16 protein-coding genes are annotated in these 16,290 nt (G+C 51.2%); 11 read left to right on the forward strand and 5 right to left on the reverse strand.

Features of this window, described 5'->3' with window-relative positions; genetic code table 11:
* Positions 1-125: 125 nt before the first annotated feature.
* From ACHZA1_RS06935 to ACHZA1_RS06945, 3 genes are all read left to right on the forward strand, one after another.
* Complete coding sequence (locus tag ACHZA1_RS06935) at positions 126-602, forward strand: hypothetical protein (RefSeq protein WP_320054507.1); 477 nt, start codon at positions 126-128, stop codon at positions 600-602.
* Between the two features lie 449 nt (positions 603-1,051).
* Complete coding sequence (dcm, locus tag ACHZA1_RS06940) at positions 1,052-2,284, forward strand: DNA (cytosine-5-)-methyltransferase (RefSeq protein WP_320054508.1); 1,233 nt, start codon at positions 1,052-1,054, stop codon at positions 2,282-2,284.
* Positions 2,238-3,410, forward strand: coding sequence for a type II restriction endonuclease (locus ACHZA1_RS06945; RefSeq protein ID WP_320054509.1), 1,173 nt, complete (start codon positions 2,238-2,240; stop codon positions 3,408-3,410). Before dcm ends, ACHZA1_RS06945 begins: the two co-directional genes overlap by 47 nt.
* 70 nt (positions 3,411-3,480) lie before the next feature.
* Here ACHZA1_RS06945 and rsmI read toward each other — a convergent pair whose 3' ends face one another.
* Positions 3,481-4,239, reverse strand: coding sequence for a 16S rRNA (cytidine(1402)-2'-O)-methyltransferase (rsmI, locus tag ACHZA1_RS06950; RefSeq protein WP_320054510.1), 759 nt, complete (start codon positions 4,237-4,239; stop codon positions 3,481-3,483).
* Between the two features lie 242 nt (positions 4,240-4,481).
* Positions 4,482-5,372 carry a hypothetical protein gene (locus ACHZA1_RS06955; RefSeq protein WP_320054511.1) on the reverse strand — a complete coding sequence of 297 codons (891 nt, stop codon included), beginning with the start codon at positions 5,370-5,372 and terminating at the stop codon, positions 4,482-4,484.
* Between the two features lie 84 nt (positions 5,373-5,456).
* Here ACHZA1_RS06955 and ACHZA1_RS06960 point away from each other — a divergent pair, with 84 nt between their 5' ends.
* Both ACHZA1_RS06960 and ACHZA1_RS06965 read left to right on the forward strand, forming a co-directional pair.
* Positions 5,457-6,044 (forward strand): thymidine kinase, encoded by a 588-nt coding sequence (locus ACHZA1_RS06960; protein ID WP_320054512.1) that lies wholly within the window; start codon positions 5,457-5,459, stop codon positions 6,042-6,044.
* Positions 6,045-6,378: 334 nt separating this feature from the next.
* The gene (locus tag ACHZA1_RS06965; RefSeq protein ID WP_320054513.1) at positions 6,379-8,841 is read left to right on the forward strand and encodes a bifunctional UDP-N-acetylmuramoyl-tripeptide:D-alanyl-D-alanine ligase/alanine racemase; all 2,463 of its coding nucleotides are present in this window, start codon (positions 6,379-6,381) and stop codon (positions 8,839-8,841) included.
* Positions 8,842-8,877: 36 nt separating this feature from the next.
* Here the strand turns inward: ACHZA1_RS06965 and ACHZA1_RS06970 are convergent, their stop codons facing one another.
* Positions 8,878-9,579, reverse strand: coding sequence for a Crp/Fnr family transcriptional regulator (locus tag ACHZA1_RS06970; protein WP_320054514.1), 702 nt, complete (start codon positions 9,577-9,579; stop codon positions 8,878-8,880).
* A 318-nt stretch (positions 9,580-9,897) separates the two neighbouring features.
* Here ACHZA1_RS06970 and ACHZA1_RS06975 point away from each other — a divergent pair, with 318 nt between their 5' ends.
* Complete coding sequence (locus tag ACHZA1_RS06975; RefSeq protein WP_320054515.1) at positions 9,898-10,389, forward strand: YkgJ family cysteine cluster protein; 492 nt, start codon at positions 9,898-9,900, stop codon at positions 10,387-10,389.
* Positions 10,390-10,395: 6 nt separating this feature from the next.
* On the opposite strand, the gene ACHZA1_RS06980 is transcribed toward ACHZA1_RS06975, so the two are convergent.
* Positions 10,396-11,235 (reverse strand): CDP-alcohol phosphatidyltransferase family protein, encoded by an 840-nt coding sequence (locus ACHZA1_RS06980; protein ID WP_320054516.1) that lies wholly within the window; start codon positions 11,233-11,235, stop codon positions 10,396-10,398.
* 296 nt (positions 11,236-11,531) lie between these two features.
* Here ACHZA1_RS06980 and ACHZA1_RS06985 point away from each other — a divergent pair, with 296 nt between their 5' ends.
* Positions 11,532-11,915, forward strand: coding sequence for a hypothetical protein (locus ACHZA1_RS06985; protein ID WP_320054517.1), 384 nt, complete (start codon positions 11,532-11,534; stop codon positions 11,913-11,915).
* A 7-nt stretch (positions 11,916-11,922) separates the two neighbouring features.
* On the forward strand, positions 11,923-13,008 hold the full coding sequence (locus tag ACHZA1_RS06990; protein ID WP_320054518.1) for a glutaminyl-peptide cyclotransferase: 1,086 nt from the start codon (positions 11,923-11,925) through the stop codon (positions 13,006-13,008).
* A gap of 402 nt (positions 13,009-13,410) precedes the next feature.
* Here ACHZA1_RS06990 and ACHZA1_RS06995 read toward each other — a convergent pair whose 3' ends face one another.
* The gene (locus tag ACHZA1_RS06995) at positions 13,411-14,217 is read right to left on the reverse strand and encodes a hypothetical protein (RefSeq protein ID WP_320054519.1); all 807 of its coding nucleotides are present in this window, start codon (positions 14,215-14,217) and stop codon (positions 13,411-13,413) included.
* A 128-nt stretch (positions 14,218-14,345) separates the two neighbouring features.
* Between ACHZA1_RS06995 and ACHZA1_RS07000 the strand changes: the two genes are divergently transcribed.
* The 3 genes from ACHZA1_RS07000 (at position 14,346) to ACHZA1_RS07010 (ending at position 15,883) form a co-directional block, all read left to right on the forward strand.
* Positions 14,346-14,714 (forward strand): helix-turn-helix domain-containing protein, encoded by a 369-nt coding sequence (locus ACHZA1_RS07000; protein ID WP_320054520.1) that lies wholly within the window; start codon positions 14,346-14,348, stop codon positions 14,712-14,714.
* Positions 14,715-14,856: 142 nt separating this feature from the next.
* Complete coding sequence (locus ACHZA1_RS07005) at positions 14,857-15,306, forward strand: energy transducer TonB (RefSeq protein WP_320054521.1); 450 nt, start codon at positions 14,857-14,859, stop codon at positions 15,304-15,306.
* A 22-nt stretch (positions 15,307-15,328) separates the two neighbouring features.
* On the forward strand, positions 15,329-15,883 hold the full coding sequence (locus ACHZA1_RS07010) for a GNAT family protein (protein ID WP_320054522.1): 555 nt from the start codon (positions 15,329-15,331) through the stop codon (positions 15,881-15,883).
* The last annotated feature ends 407 nt before the right edge of the window (positions 15,884-16,290 follow it).

The following is a 16,290-nucleotide window of genomic DNA, read 5'->3' on the forward strand; positions in this document are numbered from 1 at the left end:
AGCCTAGAATTTACATTTTATAGCTTAATTGCTGCTAACAAATGCCTTCGTAAGCCAACATCTGCTAATTTTGATGCCGATACGCTATTTTTAAAACCTGACACAACAAACAAATCTATTTTACTATGAACAACAAGGTTTCAGCAGAAATCACCGACCTGATGATGGCGGACTTCAAGAAGGACATCGAGGCCATCAAGGCCAAGTACCCTTGGCTCATCAGCCTAACTCCCGAAGAGCGCCTTTCGGGCACGCACCTTGGCGAAAAATCGATTTCGTTTGCCACGAAAACGTACGACTACATCGGAACCAACCCAGAGTATCTACCATCGTACATCAACAAAGTTGAAGCCAACCGCGACTTTAGCTTGTGGTCAAACATCAATCAGATGCTTAGGGTGAGCAACATCCTCACCGATTCGTTGAACGATACGGCCATGCAGGCTGGCTTCGAGGCTATGGAGGTGGCGCTGGCCTACTACAACTCGGTAAAGGAAGCCGCCAAGCGCAACGCTCCCGGGGCGCAAACCATCTACGAGGATTTACGCACGCGCTTCCCCGGACAGAAGGCGAAGGCTACGACAAAACCGCCTACCAAGTAGCGGTACAGCACCAAAAAGGAGGGTACACCCTCCTTTTTTTGCTCCGCGCCATACCCCAAAGGGGTCACGACCCCCTAAAGCAAGGGTCGCGCCCCCTCGAAGAGGCCACGCAACCCCTCAAGGAGGCCTCACGATCCCTCAAGTAGGCCTTGCAACCCCTCGATGAGGCCTCACGACCCCTCAAGTAGGCCTTGCAACCCCTCGATGAGGCCTCACGACCCCTCAAATAGGCCTTGTGACCCCTCAAGGAGGGCATGCGACCCCTCCGTTAGGCCTCACGCCCCCTCGACGAGGGCAACGCAGGCCTCGGGGAGGCCTCACGAGGCCTCGGCAAGGGGGTGCGAGGCCTATAGGAGGCCGATGTTGCACCAAATGCCCATCGGCTAGCCTACAAGCAGCAGAAGTATTTAGAAAATAGACTACCTTGCGAGGTATTTTTTTACAACAACATGCCAACCTACAGCAAAGTAAAAGAAGAGCTTAAGATTAACGTCGACAAGCACCTTAACGATGGCTATGCCAGCGTAACGCACTACTGGCAGAATTACAACACGGAAGAGGCCTCTTCTTTTAAGGTAAAAGCCAAGGAGTACCTGGAGAACGACATCCTATCCGTATGCACCGACGTTGAGCAAGCAAGAATACCCCTTGTATTTGACGTCCCATTCCCCCCACCTGCCAATCCTAAGTTCAAGTTCATTGACCTCTTTGCCGGGATTGGAGGCTTTAGGATTGCCTTTCAGAATCTCGGAGGCAGGTGCGTGTTTTCGAGCGAGTGGAACAAGTACTCGCAGAAAACCTACGAGGCCAACTTCGGGGAAGTCCCCTTTGGCGACATCACCAAAATCGACGAGTCAACGATACCCGACCATGACATCCTCATCGGGGGATTCCCATGCCAGCCCTTCTCCATTGCAGGCGTAAGCAAGAAGAATGCGCTCGGAAGAGAGCACGGCTTTAAGGACAAAACCCAGGGAACGCTATTCTTCGACATCGTCAGAATTATCGAGCACAAACGCCCCAAAGCATTCCTGCTCGAAAATGTAAAGAACCTGGTATCCCACGACAGGGGAAAGACCTTTGAGGTGATTAAAGGCGCCCTAAAGGAGCTAAACTACACCGTTCACTACCAAGTGTTGAACGGGAAGCATTTTGTTCCCCAAAATCGGGAGAGAATCCTTATCGTTGGCTTCGACAACAACGTCTTCCATGGAAATGAATCGTTCCAGTTCCCCGAGATGCCCAACGATCCGAAGCAGATAAAGAATATCCTAGAGGACATCGTCGAAAGCAAGTACACCTTATCGAATAAGCTGTGGGATTACCTTCAGAGCTATGCCTTAAAGCACAAGGCTAAAGGGAACGGCTTTGGGTTTGGCCTTGTCGACATGGAAGGCATCGCCCGAACCATGTCTGCCAGGTACTACAAGGATGGTGCAGAAATCCTCATCCCCCAAGATGGAATGAACCCAAGAAGGCTTACCCCCCGCGAATGCGCCCGACTACAGGGCTACCCGAAAAATTTTAAAATACCCGTTTCGGACAACCAAGCCTACCGCCAGTTCGGCAACTCGGTGGTTGTACCCCTAATGCAAACCGTAGGAGAAAAAATTATACACGAAATAGTAGAAAAAAATGGAAGGGATAGTAGAAAAAGCGATTCAGGCGGTCCAGAGGAATGACCTATCGTTTGCCAAGTATATTACCGCCAATGATACCGGTGCAACCGGTGCCCATCAAGCAGGTTTCCATATTTCAAAAAAGGCGAGGCCGCTTTTTTTCGAAAAGCCTGGGGTAAAAGGATCAAACCTCGATAAATTCATCACCATAAAATGGCAGGATGACTTTGAGACCCAAAGCCGCGCCATTTACTATGGTGTCGGAACTAGAAATGAGTATCGCCTAACAAGGTTTGGGAAGGGTTTCCCGTTTCTAACAGAAGATAATGTAGGAGACCTGCTAATCATCACCAAAGTTCAAGAGGATTACCTCCAGGCCTTTGTTCTAAGCGCCGACATCGACATCGACGAATTCCTCGCATTCTTCGGCTTAACGCCAACCTCCATAGGCGAGCTCATCAACAAAAGCCCCATACTATCGCCCGATGACATCCTCTCCAATTGCTTTCGGCAGTACATACAATCCGTCCAATCCGAATTCCCATCGACCTTTGACTTAGCGACACAAGCCCGAACCTGCTTTATTAATGCTTACCAAACAACACCTACTCAAATAAAAAGCAAACCGGATGAATCGCTGCTAAGCTGGATTGATGCTGAATATAGGCTGTTCAAAGCGTTTGAGAACAATCGCTATTCAGGTAGAATTACGTCTCCCTTCTCCTCTGTAGAGGAGCTAATTGATGTAGCCAACACCATTCTAAACAGGAGAAAAAGCAGAGCAGGCAAATCCCTAGAGCATCACCTATCAGAGATCTTCAACAGATTCGAGCTATCCTTCAGCACCCAAGCGGTCACTGAAGGTAACAAGAAACCAGACTTTCTATTCCCAAGCGTTGAAGCATACCACAACTCAAGGTTTGACGGCAACAAATTAATTCTGCTAGCCGCTAAAACAACCTGCAAAGATCGGTGGAGGCAAATACTGAATGAAGCCGATAAGATTAAAACAAAACACCTGTTTACACTACAACAGGGCATTTCGAAGAACCAGCTCGATGAAATGTATAAATATGACGTTTGCCTAGTCGTCCCCAATCAATTTCTAAACTTTTTCCCAAAAGACTACAGGAGCAAGATTCTAACTCTTGAAAGCTTTGTTCAAACTGTTAAAGCGAAACAAGTTTAGCCTACCAGTAACCAAAAAATGCCGACCCTACACAGATCGGCATTTTTCATATTTTCATGCTTTCAGATTTTCATTCTTCATTCTTCTCCACCCACTCCTCCGAGTTGTAGTCCTCGTCCTCGTCGTTGCGGTACTTGTTCCGCTTCTTGGTCTCCTTTTGGGTGACGCCCTCCACGATGATGACGATCTCGCCCTTCACCTCCTTGGCGCTAAAGTGGGCGATGAGCTCGGCAAGGGTGCCGCGGGCGTTCTCCTCGTAGAGCTTGGTGAGCTCGCGCGAAACGGAGGCCCTACGGTCGGGGCCCATGTGCTCGGCCAGCTGGGTGAGCGTCTTCACCAGGCGGTGGGGCGACTCGTAAAAGACGATGGTACGATCTTCGGTAGCCATCTTCTCGAGCCTGGTTTGACGCCCCTTCTTCTGGGGCAGAAATCCCTCGAACACGAACTTGTCGCAGGGCAGGCCGCTGTTTACCAGCGCGGGCACAAAGGCCGTTGCGCCGGGCAGGCACTCCACCTCTATGCCGCGCTCCAGGCAGGTGCGCACCAGCAGAAAGCCGGGGTCGGAGATGCCGGGCGTGCCAGCATCGGAGACTAGGGCAACCGACTGGCCGGCGCCGATCAGGTCGGCCACCATATCCACGGTTTTGTGCTCGTTAAACTTGTGGTGGCTCTGCAGCTTGGCCTGAATGCTGTAATGCTTCAGCAAGATGGCCGACTTGCGGGTATCCTCGGCCAGCACCACGTCGGCGCTTTTCAGCACGTTAATGGCCCGCAGGGTCATATCCTCGAGGTTCCCAATGGGCGTTGGAACTATGTAGAGCTTTGACATTCGCTGATTATGATTTTAGATAATAGACGCTAGATTCTTCTGACAACTTAAGGTGTGCACCCCTGACAGGGGTCGTTCACTACAGCTTCGATGCATTTCCACGTTGGGCAGCTTTTAAACCCACCCCTGCCCCTCCAAGGGAGGGGATAATCTACGTTGAATGATCGTTGCAGCAATTATTCCTATAGCCTCGTCTAGCTTCTGAAGTAGCATCTTCCGAATAAATTCCTCTTTACTTCTCCCTAGATGAACTTCCGCTGCAGCAGGTCAACAATCAGCAGGGCGGCCGTCGATGAGGCATCCCAGCGGTAGTTTTCCTGGATGTAGATCAGCGCCTCGTCGAGCGTTTCGAAGGAGTTCAGCTGGGTGATGGTTGCCTCATAGGCGTGGGCGTCGCCCTTAAACAGCTCCTTAATCAGGAAGAACTTATCGTTAAAGCTGATGGCCTTTCGGATATCCTCCACGGGCTTACCCTGGGGCTTCGGCGCCACATCGGGCTGTCGGCTGGGCGCTACCGGCTCCTTCACGAATGGCTTCCGGACTTCGGCGGCCTCGCCCAATCGGGGGCTCTCCGCTTTGGGGGTTGGGGCAACCGGCTCCTCCACCCGTACCGGCTCGGCTACCGGGCTAGGCCGTTTAGCCGCAGGCGCTGCTTGGGGCTCGGTCCTCACCTCGGCGGGCCTTGCGCTGCTGTTGATGGCATCGGCAATGCTCGATATCGACTTGAGGATGGGCGATGCCTCCTCAACGGTGAGCCGGGCAGGCTGCTCGTCGGCCTCCTTAGGCCTTCCGGTCAGCAACGGGAAGTCGGGGATAACCAGCTCCTCGATGCCGGAAGCGGGCTGCGCCTTAACGGCAGGCATTGGCTCGAGCCTCTCCGCCACCTCTTCCTGAATCTCGTAGAAGACCCCGCAAAGGCTGCTGCTGCCTGCTGCCGCGCCAGCCTGCGGCCGCTCGTAGCTCGCCGTAAAGCTATCGGCGGGCTGGGTGAACTCCTTCAGCTGGGCGTATACCATTTTCAGCTTATCTAAAGCAATCTCGCGCTCGATATCGGGGATTTTATTGCTCGACTTCCATTGGTCCACCAGCGTTAAAAGCAGCTTCAGCTCGGATGAAATTGTTGGCAAGTTCATTGGGGTATCTTCTATTTATCAGTAAAAAGGAATCAAAAAATAATACTTTTGTAAAAGTAGTTATATAAAAGGTACGAGCAGTATATGTTTCTGGAAAAATCGTTAAACGGTAGGGCCTCAAAAGGATGGATAGAGGTGGTGTGCGGATCGATGTTTTCGGGTAAAACCGAGGAGCTTATCCGCCGCCTGAAGCGAGCCAAATTTGCCAACCAGCGGGTCGAGATCTTCAAGCCCGAAGTTGATGTCCGCTACTCCACCAGCGAGGTAGTTTCGCACGATTCGAACGCCATCCGCTCCACCCCCGTGTCCGGCTCGGGCAACATCCTACTCCTCTGCGGCGACGTGGACGTGGTGGGCATCGACGAGGCGCAATTCTTCGACATGGGCCTTATCGACGTCTGCAACAACCTCGCCAACCAGGGTATCCGCGTAATCGTTGCCGGACTGGACATGGACTACAAGGGAAAGCCCTTCGGGCCAATCCCCTCGCTGATGGCAACGGCAGAATATGTCACAAAAGTTCATGCCGTTTGCATGAAATGCGGTAACTTAGCTCAGTATTCGCATAGAACCGTTGTGAACGATAAGCTGGTGGTTTTGGGCGAAAAAGACTCCTACGAGCCTCTTTGCCGCTCCTGCTTCAACAAGGCGAACAACGATTCGAAGCGGTAAGGCGGTAGATATTCAACACCGAGGCACGGATACGCCGAGGTCACAGAGAACAATCCAATGTCGATTTGTTAGGAGAATGATGACACCCAATGCGCCATCCCCGTGCTTGTCACAGCCCCGAGCAGTACCCGCTCGGCGGAGCCAATGACAGCGCTGGTTGAATGGAGCACTAAACCAAGCAGCACTGAACGAAGATCTGTGAACATCGGCTATACCAGTAAAATCAGCGTTCTATTCCTTCCGCCTATTCCCGTTTAACTTCTCCTAGGAGATTAACAGTGCCGTGATACTTGATCCAAAATCTGGTATCCTGACACTTGATACTATTTACAGCATGCCAAATTACACGTTAAAGGATATCACCCTTGCCGTTAGCGGCAAGCTGGTGGGTAATCCGGATGCCACGGTAAGCCACCTTATAATAGATAGCCGAAGCGCCGCATCTCCCAACGACTCCATCTTCTTTGCCATACAGGGCATTCACCACGATGGGCACAAGTTTATCTCCGAACTCTACCAAAAGGGCATCCGCAGCTTTGTGGTAGTTCAAAAAGCGCTCCCCGACATCAGCAAGTTCGCCGACGCCAGCTTCATCTTTGTCGATAATACGCTCGACGCGCTGCAGTCGCTGGCCGCCTTCCACCGCAGGCGCTTCAGCTACCCCGTGGTAGGCGTCACCGGCAGCAACGGCAAAACGGTGGTTAAGGAGTGGGCCACCCAGCTGATGCACGGCGAGAAGAAGGTGGTGCGCAGCCCGCGCAGCTACAACTCGCAGGTTGGCGTTCCGCTCTCGGTGTGGCTCATGAGCCCCGAAAACGACGTAGCCATCTTCGAAGCTGGCATATCCAAACCCTCCGAGATGCACCGCCTCGAGCACATCCTGACTCCCGATATCGGCATCATCACCAACATCGGCGCCGCGCATCAGGAGAACTTTAGCACCTTACGGGAGAAGCTACAGGAGAAGCTGGAGCTCTTCGAGCATTCCAAGGTAATCATCTACCAGCTCGACAATAGCCTTATCAACGAGGAGGTGCACAACATCCCGCTCAAGGGCAAGCAACTATTCACATGGGGAACCTCAAAGGATGCGTCGCTTACCATCCTGGGCAAGGAGGTGGACAAGCACACGAAGCTAACGCTCTGCTACGCGCAGGAGACCTTCACGGCTGAAATCCCCTTTACTGATGATGCCTCGGTGGAGAATGCCATGCACAGCATCTCGCTGCTGCTCGTCCTTGGCTTTACGCCAGAGTTTATCGAGGAGCGCGTAAAGAAGCTCATCCCCGTAGCCATGCGCCTCGAGCAGAAGGAGGGCATAAACAGCTGTACCATCATCAACGATAGCTACAACTCCGACATCAGCTCGCTAACCATCGCGCTGAACCTGCTCAACAACCAAAAGTTTAGCAAGCGAACGCTTATCCTTTCAGATATCTTCCAGAGCGGCAAAAGCAACCAGGAGCTCTACAGCGAGGTTGCCAGGCTGGTTAAGGAAAAGCATGTGGATAAGATCATCGGCATCGGCACCGCCATTAGCGCCAATGAGTCGCTATTTACGGGCATCGAGAAGCGCTTCTTCACCAGCACCGACGACTTTCTGCACTCCTACCACAAGGAGGATTTTGCCAACGAGGCGATCCTTCTAAAAGGGAGCCGCAGCTTCCAGTTCGAGCGCATATCGCGCCAGCTCGAGCGCCAAATACACCAGACGGTACTAGAGATCAACCTCAACGCGCTGGTCAACAACCTCAACTACTTCCGCTCGCTGGTTAAGCCCACCACCAAGTTTGTGGCAATGGTCAAAGCATTCTCGTACGGCAGCGGCTTCTACGAGATCGCCAGCATGCTGCAGTACCAGCGGATCGACTACCTTGCCGTAGCCTTTGCCGACGAAGGGGTGGAACTACGCGAGGCTGGCATCACCATGCCCATCATCGTGCTCAACGCCGAACCCGGCTCGTTCGACCTCATGATTAGCTACAACCTAGAGCCCGAAATATACAGCAGAACCGCCCTCACCCGCTTTAGGGATGCCGCTGTCAGGGCTGGCGTCACCAGCTACCCAATCCACGTTAAGCTCGACACCGGCATGCACCGCCTTGGCTTCATCGAAGAGGACATCGACGAGCTAATTTCCTTCCTAAAGGACGACGAGCAGCTAAGGATATCGAGCATATTCTCGCACCTTGCCGCAAGCGACGAGGCTATCCACGACGATTTCACCAACCAGCAGATAGCCCTCTTCAGCCGGCTTTCATCGCGGATAATCGATAAGCTGGGGTACCATATCAACCGCCACATCCTTAACTCCGCAGGGATAGAACGCTTCCCAAGTGCAGAATTCGACATGGTACGGTTGGGCATTGGTCTTTACGGGGTAAGCGCAGCCAACCAGGCTAAGCTCGAAATGGTAAGCACCCTACGCTCCACAATAGTTCAAACCAAGGACATTCCACCTCACGAATCGGTAGGCTATGGACGAAAGGGCAAGGTGGAGACGCCTAAGCGTATTGCCACCATCCCTATTGGCTACGCCGATGGGCTTAACAGAAGGCTAAGCAATGGCGTTGGAAAGATTATGGTGAAAGGCGAGTTGGCTCCAATCATCGGCAACATCTGCATGGACACCTGCATGATCGACATAACAGATATTGATGCTCACGAGGGCGATGAGGTAACCATCTTTGGCGAGAACCCAACCATAATGGATATCGCATCATGGATTGGAACCATCCCGTACGAGATACTGACAGGAATATCAAGGCGCGTAAAGCGCATCTACATTCAGGAATAAGCAAAAAAAGACCACCCTATGGTGGTCTCTTTCATTTTATCCTAAATCGCTAATTCGTTCTAACTTTTTCAAATCAAGAATCTTGATTCGGCGTCCATCGAGGTGAATAAGATCCTCGGCAGCGAAGCTCGAAAGGGTTCTGATTGCATTAGACGTTGTCATATTCGACAGGCTCGCCAAATCCTCACGCGACAGGTAAACCTTAAGCGTTCCACCATCATCCTCGAAACCGTATGTTTCCTTAAGGAATACCAACGATTCGGCAAGACGCCCACGAATATGCTTTTGGGTAAGCGTAACGGTTCTGTTAGTGGAAAAACCAAGTTCCGAAGCAACAACCTTTAGCAGCGCGAGGGTCATATCGATATTCGAGCGCATAATCTTGTAGAGCGTAGCCTTATCGATAATGCAAATTATGCTCTCCTCAATTGCCTGAATAGACGAGATGTAGTTTTCATCGGCAAAAAGGGCTCTGTAACCAATCATGGTGCTAGGCTTAGCCATACGAATAATTTGCTCACGACCACCAACACCCTCCTTAAACATCTTTACCTTACCAGCAACCAAAACAATGAGACCCGTAGGCTTATCACCTTCCTTAAAAACAATCTCGCTTTTTTTAAAGCGATGCCAAGTTGTATTAGCCATAATTGCCTCCTTATCTTCGTCAGACAGGTGGGTAAATACGCTGTAGACATTCTCGATATACGCTTTGGGGTCAATTTCGTGATGCCTCATATTTGTAAACCTAACTTTAAAGTCCGTTAGTTGTTTGATGCAGATTATATTGCCATAAGTTCTGTTCAACGGCAACTTTTTCCCTTAAAAATCTGCTGTAAAACATTATTTTGGTTCAATATTAGTAAAGAAACATTTCATAAAAAATTAAAAAGATACATTTAATTCACTTTAACATACACTGGAAATAAAAGAAGTTACCTACGATAAAAAGCGATGCCACCCTCGACCAATAGATTATAGTTGCCCTATTTAGAGGTTGTGAAATAGAAGATATTCTGAGATTTTATTTCTTTGCGCCAAAATTCGTGCCAACTTATGACACCAGAACTTTCAGCAATTATCACAAGAGCAAAGGATAACCAGAATAGAATAAAGGATTTTTTCAGCAAGATAAAGGCGAAAAAACTTAAGAACCTCGATAAGCTTTTCCATGAACTCCACGACGAGGTATTTGAGGAAGTAGACTGCCTAGATTGCGCAGGTTGCTGCTCCTCCATCAGCCCAATAGTTACCGATAACGACATTTCGCGAATGGCGAAGCATCTACGCATAAAGCCATCTCAGGTTGTAGCACAACATCTTTACATCGACAGCGACAACGACTACGTTTACCATCAAACGCCATGTCCGTTTCTGATGAAGGATAAGTACTGCAACATCTACGAGTCGCGCCCACGCGCATGCCGCGAATATCCGCATACCGACAGGGTAAACATGCACCAAATTCTAAACCTGACCTATAAAAACGTATTTGTATGTCCAGCAGTAGCGCTGATGGTCGAGCGTTTACAGCAAAGAATAGGCTAACGACTCCTAGTACTTCAAATCGCTATTCGCCTTTAGCTGGCTGGCAACCCATACCACAAACGACACCAGGATGTAAAGAAGGATTACAATTGGCAGCGCATACAGTTTGAAGATCGCAATAAGGATAAGCGATACCGCAATGAAGCCATACTTGAGCGCATTATCCTTAATGCCAAAACTCTTAAACTTTAGCGCAAACATTGGCATCTCGCAAACAAGCAGGTACGAAAAAATCGCCGAAACAAAGAACAGCGTCATTGGGTGAATGATGATGCCCTGAACGGTAGGATTCTTTACGTTTTCGGAGATAAATCCGAGGGATAGGATAAATATTGCGTTGGCAGGGGTTGGCAACCCAATAAACGAGGTTGTCTGACGGGTATCGATATTGAACTTAGCAAGACGTAGTGCAGAGAAGACTGCAATGAGCAGCGGGGTTGCTAAGAAAAAGTAAGTCCAGAAACCGAACTCAATAACATTGCGGTACATGAAGATCTTGGTAAGCGGAGGCAATTCGCTACTCGAGAAAGACTCGAAGAAGCCCAAGAAAACATCCTGCTGTGGCATTAGCGCTTTTGCCATAAGCTCCAGCAGAATGATTGTTGGAGCAACGCCAAAGCTTACCACATCAGCAAGCGAGTCGAGCTCCTTACCTATGGGCGAATGAACCTTTAGCGATCGGGCAACCATGCCATCAAAGAAGTCAAACACTGCAGCGACTAGGATAAGGTAGCCGGCGTAGGATAGCATGCCATGAAAGGCGAAGGCAATTGCGATACATCCCGAAACAAGATTAAGCGAAGTAAGGCTATTGGGGATATTCTTAATAAAACCCGATTGGTTCATTATACGTGTTTGTGTTGCTTATTGGGGCAAAAGTAAATTAAATTCCTTAGGTCCTTTCAGAATCACTATTACCGACATTTGAGGATTCTTAAATATTAGATTATTTAACTATGGCTAGACGCGACTAGTAATTCCTCAAATACAAGGAATACAATATATATCTCAACGCTTCGTTATGAATTTGCATGCAGAGCTGGCGAGGCGCAAGTTTCCCCTAAGCATGCCAAAGAACTTTTGGCGAAATATGCTAAACATGCTACCTTTACCACCAAAACGGACCCTATATCACTCATACAATGTACAGGATCGCAGTAGATTTTGACGGGACAATTGTAGAAAACAGATACCCCAAAATAGGCAAGCCGCTACCCTTTGCCTTCGAAACCCTTAAAGCTTTTCAGGAGAAAGGATGCGCACTAATTCTGTGGACTTGCCGCGAGGGGGAGCTGCTCGACGAAGCCGTTGAGTTCTGCCGAAAGAACGGGGTAGAATTCTACGCGGTGAACCAAAATCACCCCAACGAAGCTGGCTACGTTGAGACATCACGAAAGATTGATGCCCGATTCTACATCGACGATAGGGCAGTTCCTCCGTTTCAGGGATGGGGAGAAACGTTTCAGATGATTTTCCCGGACGAGATGATCCCCATTAAAAAGAGAAGAAAACTATTTTTCCTATAACAATACAATGACTAAATACCAACCCATGGTTTACGCAGCGCTGCTATCGCTATCGCTCATATCGTGCAGCGGAGACTCCAAGAAGGAGGCAACCTCTGCCGGCGAAACAATAAAGGCAGCGCCTCAAATTGAGGTATCGCGCTATAAAGAAGGCGATATGATAAAGGAAGGCGACGCAATTGCCCTGTCGTTTACCCTACCCAAAGAGGCTGCCAATCCAGATTCGATTACGGTATCGCTAAACGACAAGCGCATACAGAAAGGGCTTGAGACATCGGCAACAATTGCCACTGCGGGGATGAAGTTGGGACGCCAGCGCATCGTTATTGAGGCCTACAAGGGCGGAACGGTGGCTGCGGAGAGATATCTGTCGCTGAGCATCAAGTCGGCGAGCAAGCCGGCCAGCTACCGCTACACCGTTGTTGCCACCTACCCACACGACACCCGCGCTTACACGCAGGGACTCGCCTTCGACGGGAATACGCTCTACGAAGGAACGGGTCAGCGGGGCATATCGGACCTGCGCATCGTTGAACTGAAAAGCGGACAGGTGGTAAAGAGCCTCCCTCTCCCCGACCAGGTGTTTGGCGAGGGTATCGCCATACTGGGCGATAAGATCTACCAGCTGTCGTGGCAGGAGCAGCGAGGTTTCGTTTACGATAAGAAGAGCTTCAAAAAGATAAGCGAGTTCACCTACGCCGGTGAGGGATGGGGCCTGACCACCGACGGAAAGATGCTCTTCCAGAGCGATGGTACCAGGGCCATCCGCATCATAGACCCCGCCAACCTGACGGAGAAGAACCGCATAGAGGTGTTCGACAACGTGGGACCGGTGGAGGAGCTGAACGAACTGGAGTACATCGACGGCGAGCTGTGGGCCAACATCTACCAAACGGATAAGATTGCCCGCATAGACCCAGCGACGGGACGCGTGCTGGGGTATATCGACTTCAGCAATCTGCTGCCCAAGGAGGACTACAAGGAGGGCACCGACGTGCTCAACGGTATTGCCTACCACAAGGCCACCGGCAAGATCTACGTGACGGGTAAGAACTGGCCCAAACTGTTTGAGGTGAAGGTGGTGAAGAGGTAGAGACACAAGACACAAGATAATAGACGCAAGACATTAGATTTTAGATGCTAGACGTTAGATACTAGTAGCTAGGCGCTGGGTCTAGCCATAAAGAGTAAGGACGCAGGTATCGATGCAGGGGGAGTTGGAGGCAACGGCTCGGAGCATCGGCACCTGCGTCTTGCTGTTGGGGGCTAGCCGAAAGGTGGCGGACAACAGCAGAAGGTCATCGGCAGCAGGAGCAGCGTTAGGCGTACCAAGCGGCTGGTGCGCACAGTCTAAGCGAAAGCTGTTGGATACAACGCAGCGCTAAGCAACCTCACCTTCGAGCATAGCGAGCGCAACCCGAACATCACCAAGCCCCTATTCGAACAAACAGAGCAACTCGTCGAGCTATTCGATTACTGCCGCGAACAACAAGAGCTACAGCTGGCTATTGTAGAGCGCAGTCACGAACAACGCAAATGCAGCCACGAGGTGCAAAAACCCTACCTCGGACAACCAAAACTCGTCCACGTGCTGCAAGACGACATCATCGAATTGCAGAAGTACCAACGAGCAGCTCAAAACATCTACCGCGAACAAATAGAATGCAGTCACGAACATAAAGACATCCACCTCGATCACCCAGAGCGCAGCCACGAACATAAAGACATCTACCTCGAACACCCAGAGCGCAGCCATGTACATAAAGATATCCACCACGATACTATAAAGCGCAGCCACGAACATATAAATATCCACCCCAAACAACCCGAGCGCAGCCACGAAGATAAAAACATCCACCGCGATACTATAAAGCGCAGCCACGAAGATAAAGACATCCATTACGCACAACCCGAGCGCAGCCACGAGTAGCATAAGCTCTACCTCGAACTGCCAATCAGCATCCGCAAATGCAGGGGCATCCAACCCGAGATGCGCAGGCGCAACCACAAACCTACTAGGCGCGGCTGGGCAGCCACCAAAATCAACCAGAAGCATAAAGGACGCAAGAGGATGGTGTACCTTCGATAGCGAGAGGGTGTAGCCAGCAGCGTCGTGGATGCTCGCGGAAGCTGACGGGTATGCCCATCCAGCAGAAGCGTGGAGGGCGCCAGCCCAAGGTTTGCCATCGGCAGCGGAGGGATGCGTCCGGCTGGCAGCGGGGTATGCCATCGCCCCGGCAGGTGCGGCGCATCGGGCAGGGGGTGATGCGCATCCATCAAAAAATAATTTTATACTAACCACAGCTAATTGCTTTTTTTTGTAAATTGGTTGCTAGAAAGATGCAGCCCTACAGCATCCGCATAGCAGGTAGGCGACGCGCAAAGGCGGTACGGAGAGGCGGCAAAAGCAACCTAAAATACTTAACCGATATGCTAGTATTCAACCTAAGTAGAATTTTCAGAGCGGCGGGCGTACGCGACCCCCGGAAGTTTTTGAAGGAGAAGGGGTACAAGGAGAACACCGTACACCGAATTGTTAACCTGCAGGTGTCGCAGCTGCGGCTGAGCAGCCTGGAGGCGATGTGCCTGAAGCTGGGCTGCACGCCCAACGACCTGCTGGAGTGGAGGCCAAGCCGCGATTTCGCCAGCAAGGATGTGCCGCTGCAGCAGCTACGGTTAAAACAGGAGGAGGACCTGCAGATTGACGACATGGTGATGCAGCTGAGCTACGAGCAGCAGCTGAAGCTGAAGGAGATGATCAAGGAGCAGTTTGGCGAAAAGGCGGAGGTGGCGCAGTAGCGCCATCGGGTGCCACAGCGATTGGTGGAGGGTAGGGAGGCGTAGCTGCCAAGCGGTGGCGTACACGCTACGTGCATAGCATCCGTCCCCATGGTATCACCCATCATCAGCATAAGTAAGAATCAGCAAACAACGCTAAGCCATGCACTTCGAGTATATCACAAGGGCTGCCTGCCCCATGGTGGCAGCAATTGCGCTGCTGCTTAGCTCAGCCAACCTGCTAGCCGCTCGGCATGGGGCATTGCCCGACACCACAGCCTATACCATATTCGACTCGCGGGTAGCAGCGCCGGAGTTCACCTACAAAAAGGGAGGTACGCAAAGGGAAAGGCTGAACGAGTTCTACAGAGACAACCTAAGATACCCCCAAGAAGAGGATTGTACGGGGAAGGTGTACCTGAACTTTGTTGTAGAGCCAGATGGAAGGCTGAGCAGCATCGGCTTCGTAAGGGAGATTCCCGGATGCGGATGCTTTAATGCCGAGGCGCTCCGGCTGGTTAGGCTAATGGAGGGGTACTGGAGGCCGGCAACACGCAACGGCAAAAAGGTTCGCTGTCGCACCTTCGTTGCGGTGTGGTTTCACGATTTGTAGTAAAAGAAAATAGACGCTAAACATGGAAACGCTAAAGGTAAACGAGGAGGTACACCTAAAGCCTCTAGTGCTATCGGACGCAGCCGATATCTTTACAACGATAGACAGCCAGAGGGAGTACCTACGCAGGTGGCTGCCGTTCGTAGACTTCACCCAGAAGGTGGAAGACTCGGAGCAGTACATCCGATCGGTTATTGAGGCGCCGGAGGCGAGCCGAGACCTGGTGCTTACCATCCGCTACTGGGGACAATTTGCCGGGTTGGTGGGCTTTAAGGGCACCGACAGGCTGAATAGGAAAACGGAGGTTGGCTACTGGCTGGCTGAGGAGTGCCAGGGAAAGGGTATCGTAACGGAATCGGTAGGTGCGCTGGCGAGCTACGCGTTTGCCGAGATGGGTATGAACCGTATACAGATTAAGTGCGCCGTGGGCAACGCCCGAAGCAGAAGCATCGCCCAGCGGTTGGGCTTTACCTTCGAGGGTATTGAGCGTGATGGCGAGCTGCTGGTAGGTGGCGTGTTTACGGACATCGAGGTGTACAGCCTGCTGAGGCAGGAGTGGAAGCAGCCGCAGAGGTGAGCGGGATAGCCCGACAAGCGGTGGTGTATTCTAGGTCGTGCAGAATATCCAAGGAAGGAATAACTCCCCCTTGCGCAGGTGACGATACTGAAAGAACGAATGTCAGCATCGCCAACCAGCAGAGAACCCACCCCTACACCCCTCCAACGGAGGGGATTACGTGCTACCATCAGCCGTAGCCGCAGATCAAAGGTATCAGCTTAACGAGCGGAGGAGAAAAGCCCTTGTCGCAGGGAGCCACACCAAAGTAGTAGAATAGTTCCTAGCCCTACACAAGCGCGAAGCAGGGCTGAGCATCCGAAAGCAGGCGCTAGAGTAGAGCTAACACAACCATAAATATCACCTTATGAAAATGAAAGCGGCGTTCCTAAGCCTGCTGCTTGTAGGCTGCCTGGGTGTAGCAAGCG

It is taken from the genome of uncultured Acetobacteroides sp. (genome assembly GCF_963667355.2).
Classification (GTDB): Bacteria; Bacteroidota; Bacteroidia; order Bacteroidales; family ZOR0009; genus Acetobacteroides.

Coding starts and splice junctions, on each gene's coding strand:
- ACHZA1_RS06935 (WP_320054507.1), top strand. CDS start 126: ATGAACAACAAGGTTTCAGCAGAAATCACCGACCTGATGATGGCGGAC.
- dcm (WP_320054508.1), top strand. CDS start 1,052: ATGCCAACCTACAGCAAAGTAAAAGAAGAGCTTAAGATTAACGTCGAC.
- ACHZA1_RS06945 (WP_320054509.1), top strand. CDS start 2,238: ATGGAAGGGATAGTAGAAAAAGCGATTCAGGCGGTCCAGAGGAATGAC.
- rsmI (WP_320054510.1), bottom strand. CDS start 4,239: ATGTCAAAGCTCTACATAGTTCCAACGCCCATTGGGAACCTCGAGGAT.
- ACHZA1_RS06955 (WP_320054511.1), bottom strand. CDS start 5,372: ATGAACTTGCCAACAATTTCATCCGAGCTGAAGCTGCTTTTAACGCTG.
- ACHZA1_RS06960 (WP_320054512.1), top strand. CDS start 5,457: ATGTTTCTGGAAAAATCGTTAAACGGTAGGGCCTCAAAAGGATGGATA.
- ACHZA1_RS06965 (WP_320054513.1), top strand. CDS start 6,379: ATGCCAAATTACACGTTAAAGGATATCACCCTTGCCGTTAGCGGCAAG.
- ACHZA1_RS06970 (WP_320054514.1), bottom strand. CDS start 9,579: ATGAGGCATCACGAAATTGACCCCAAAGCGTATATCGAGAATGTCTAC.
- ACHZA1_RS06975 (WP_320054515.1), top strand. CDS start 9,898: ATGACACCAGAACTTTCAGCAATTATCACAAGAGCAAAGGATAACCAG.
- ACHZA1_RS06980 (WP_320054516.1), bottom strand. CDS start 11,235: ATGAACCAATCGGGTTTTATTAAGAATATCCCCAATAGCCTTACTTCG.
- ACHZA1_RS06985 (WP_320054517.1), top strand. CDS start 11,532: ATGTACAGGATCGCAGTAGATTTTGACGGGACAATTGTAGAAAACAGA.
- ACHZA1_RS06990 (WP_320054518.1), top strand. CDS start 11,923: ATGACTAAATACCAACCCATGGTTTACGCAGCGCTGCTATCGCTATCG.
- ACHZA1_RS07000 (WP_320054520.1), top strand. CDS start 14,346: ATGCTAGTATTCAACCTAAGTAGAATTTTCAGAGCGGCGGGCGTACGC.
- ACHZA1_RS07005 (WP_320054521.1), top strand. CDS start 14,857: ATGCACTTCGAGTATATCACAAGGGCTGCCTGCCCCATGGTGGCAGCA.
- ACHZA1_RS07010 (WP_320054522.1), top strand. CDS start 15,329: ATGGAAACGCTAAAGGTAAACGAGGAGGTACACCTAAAGCCTCTAGTG.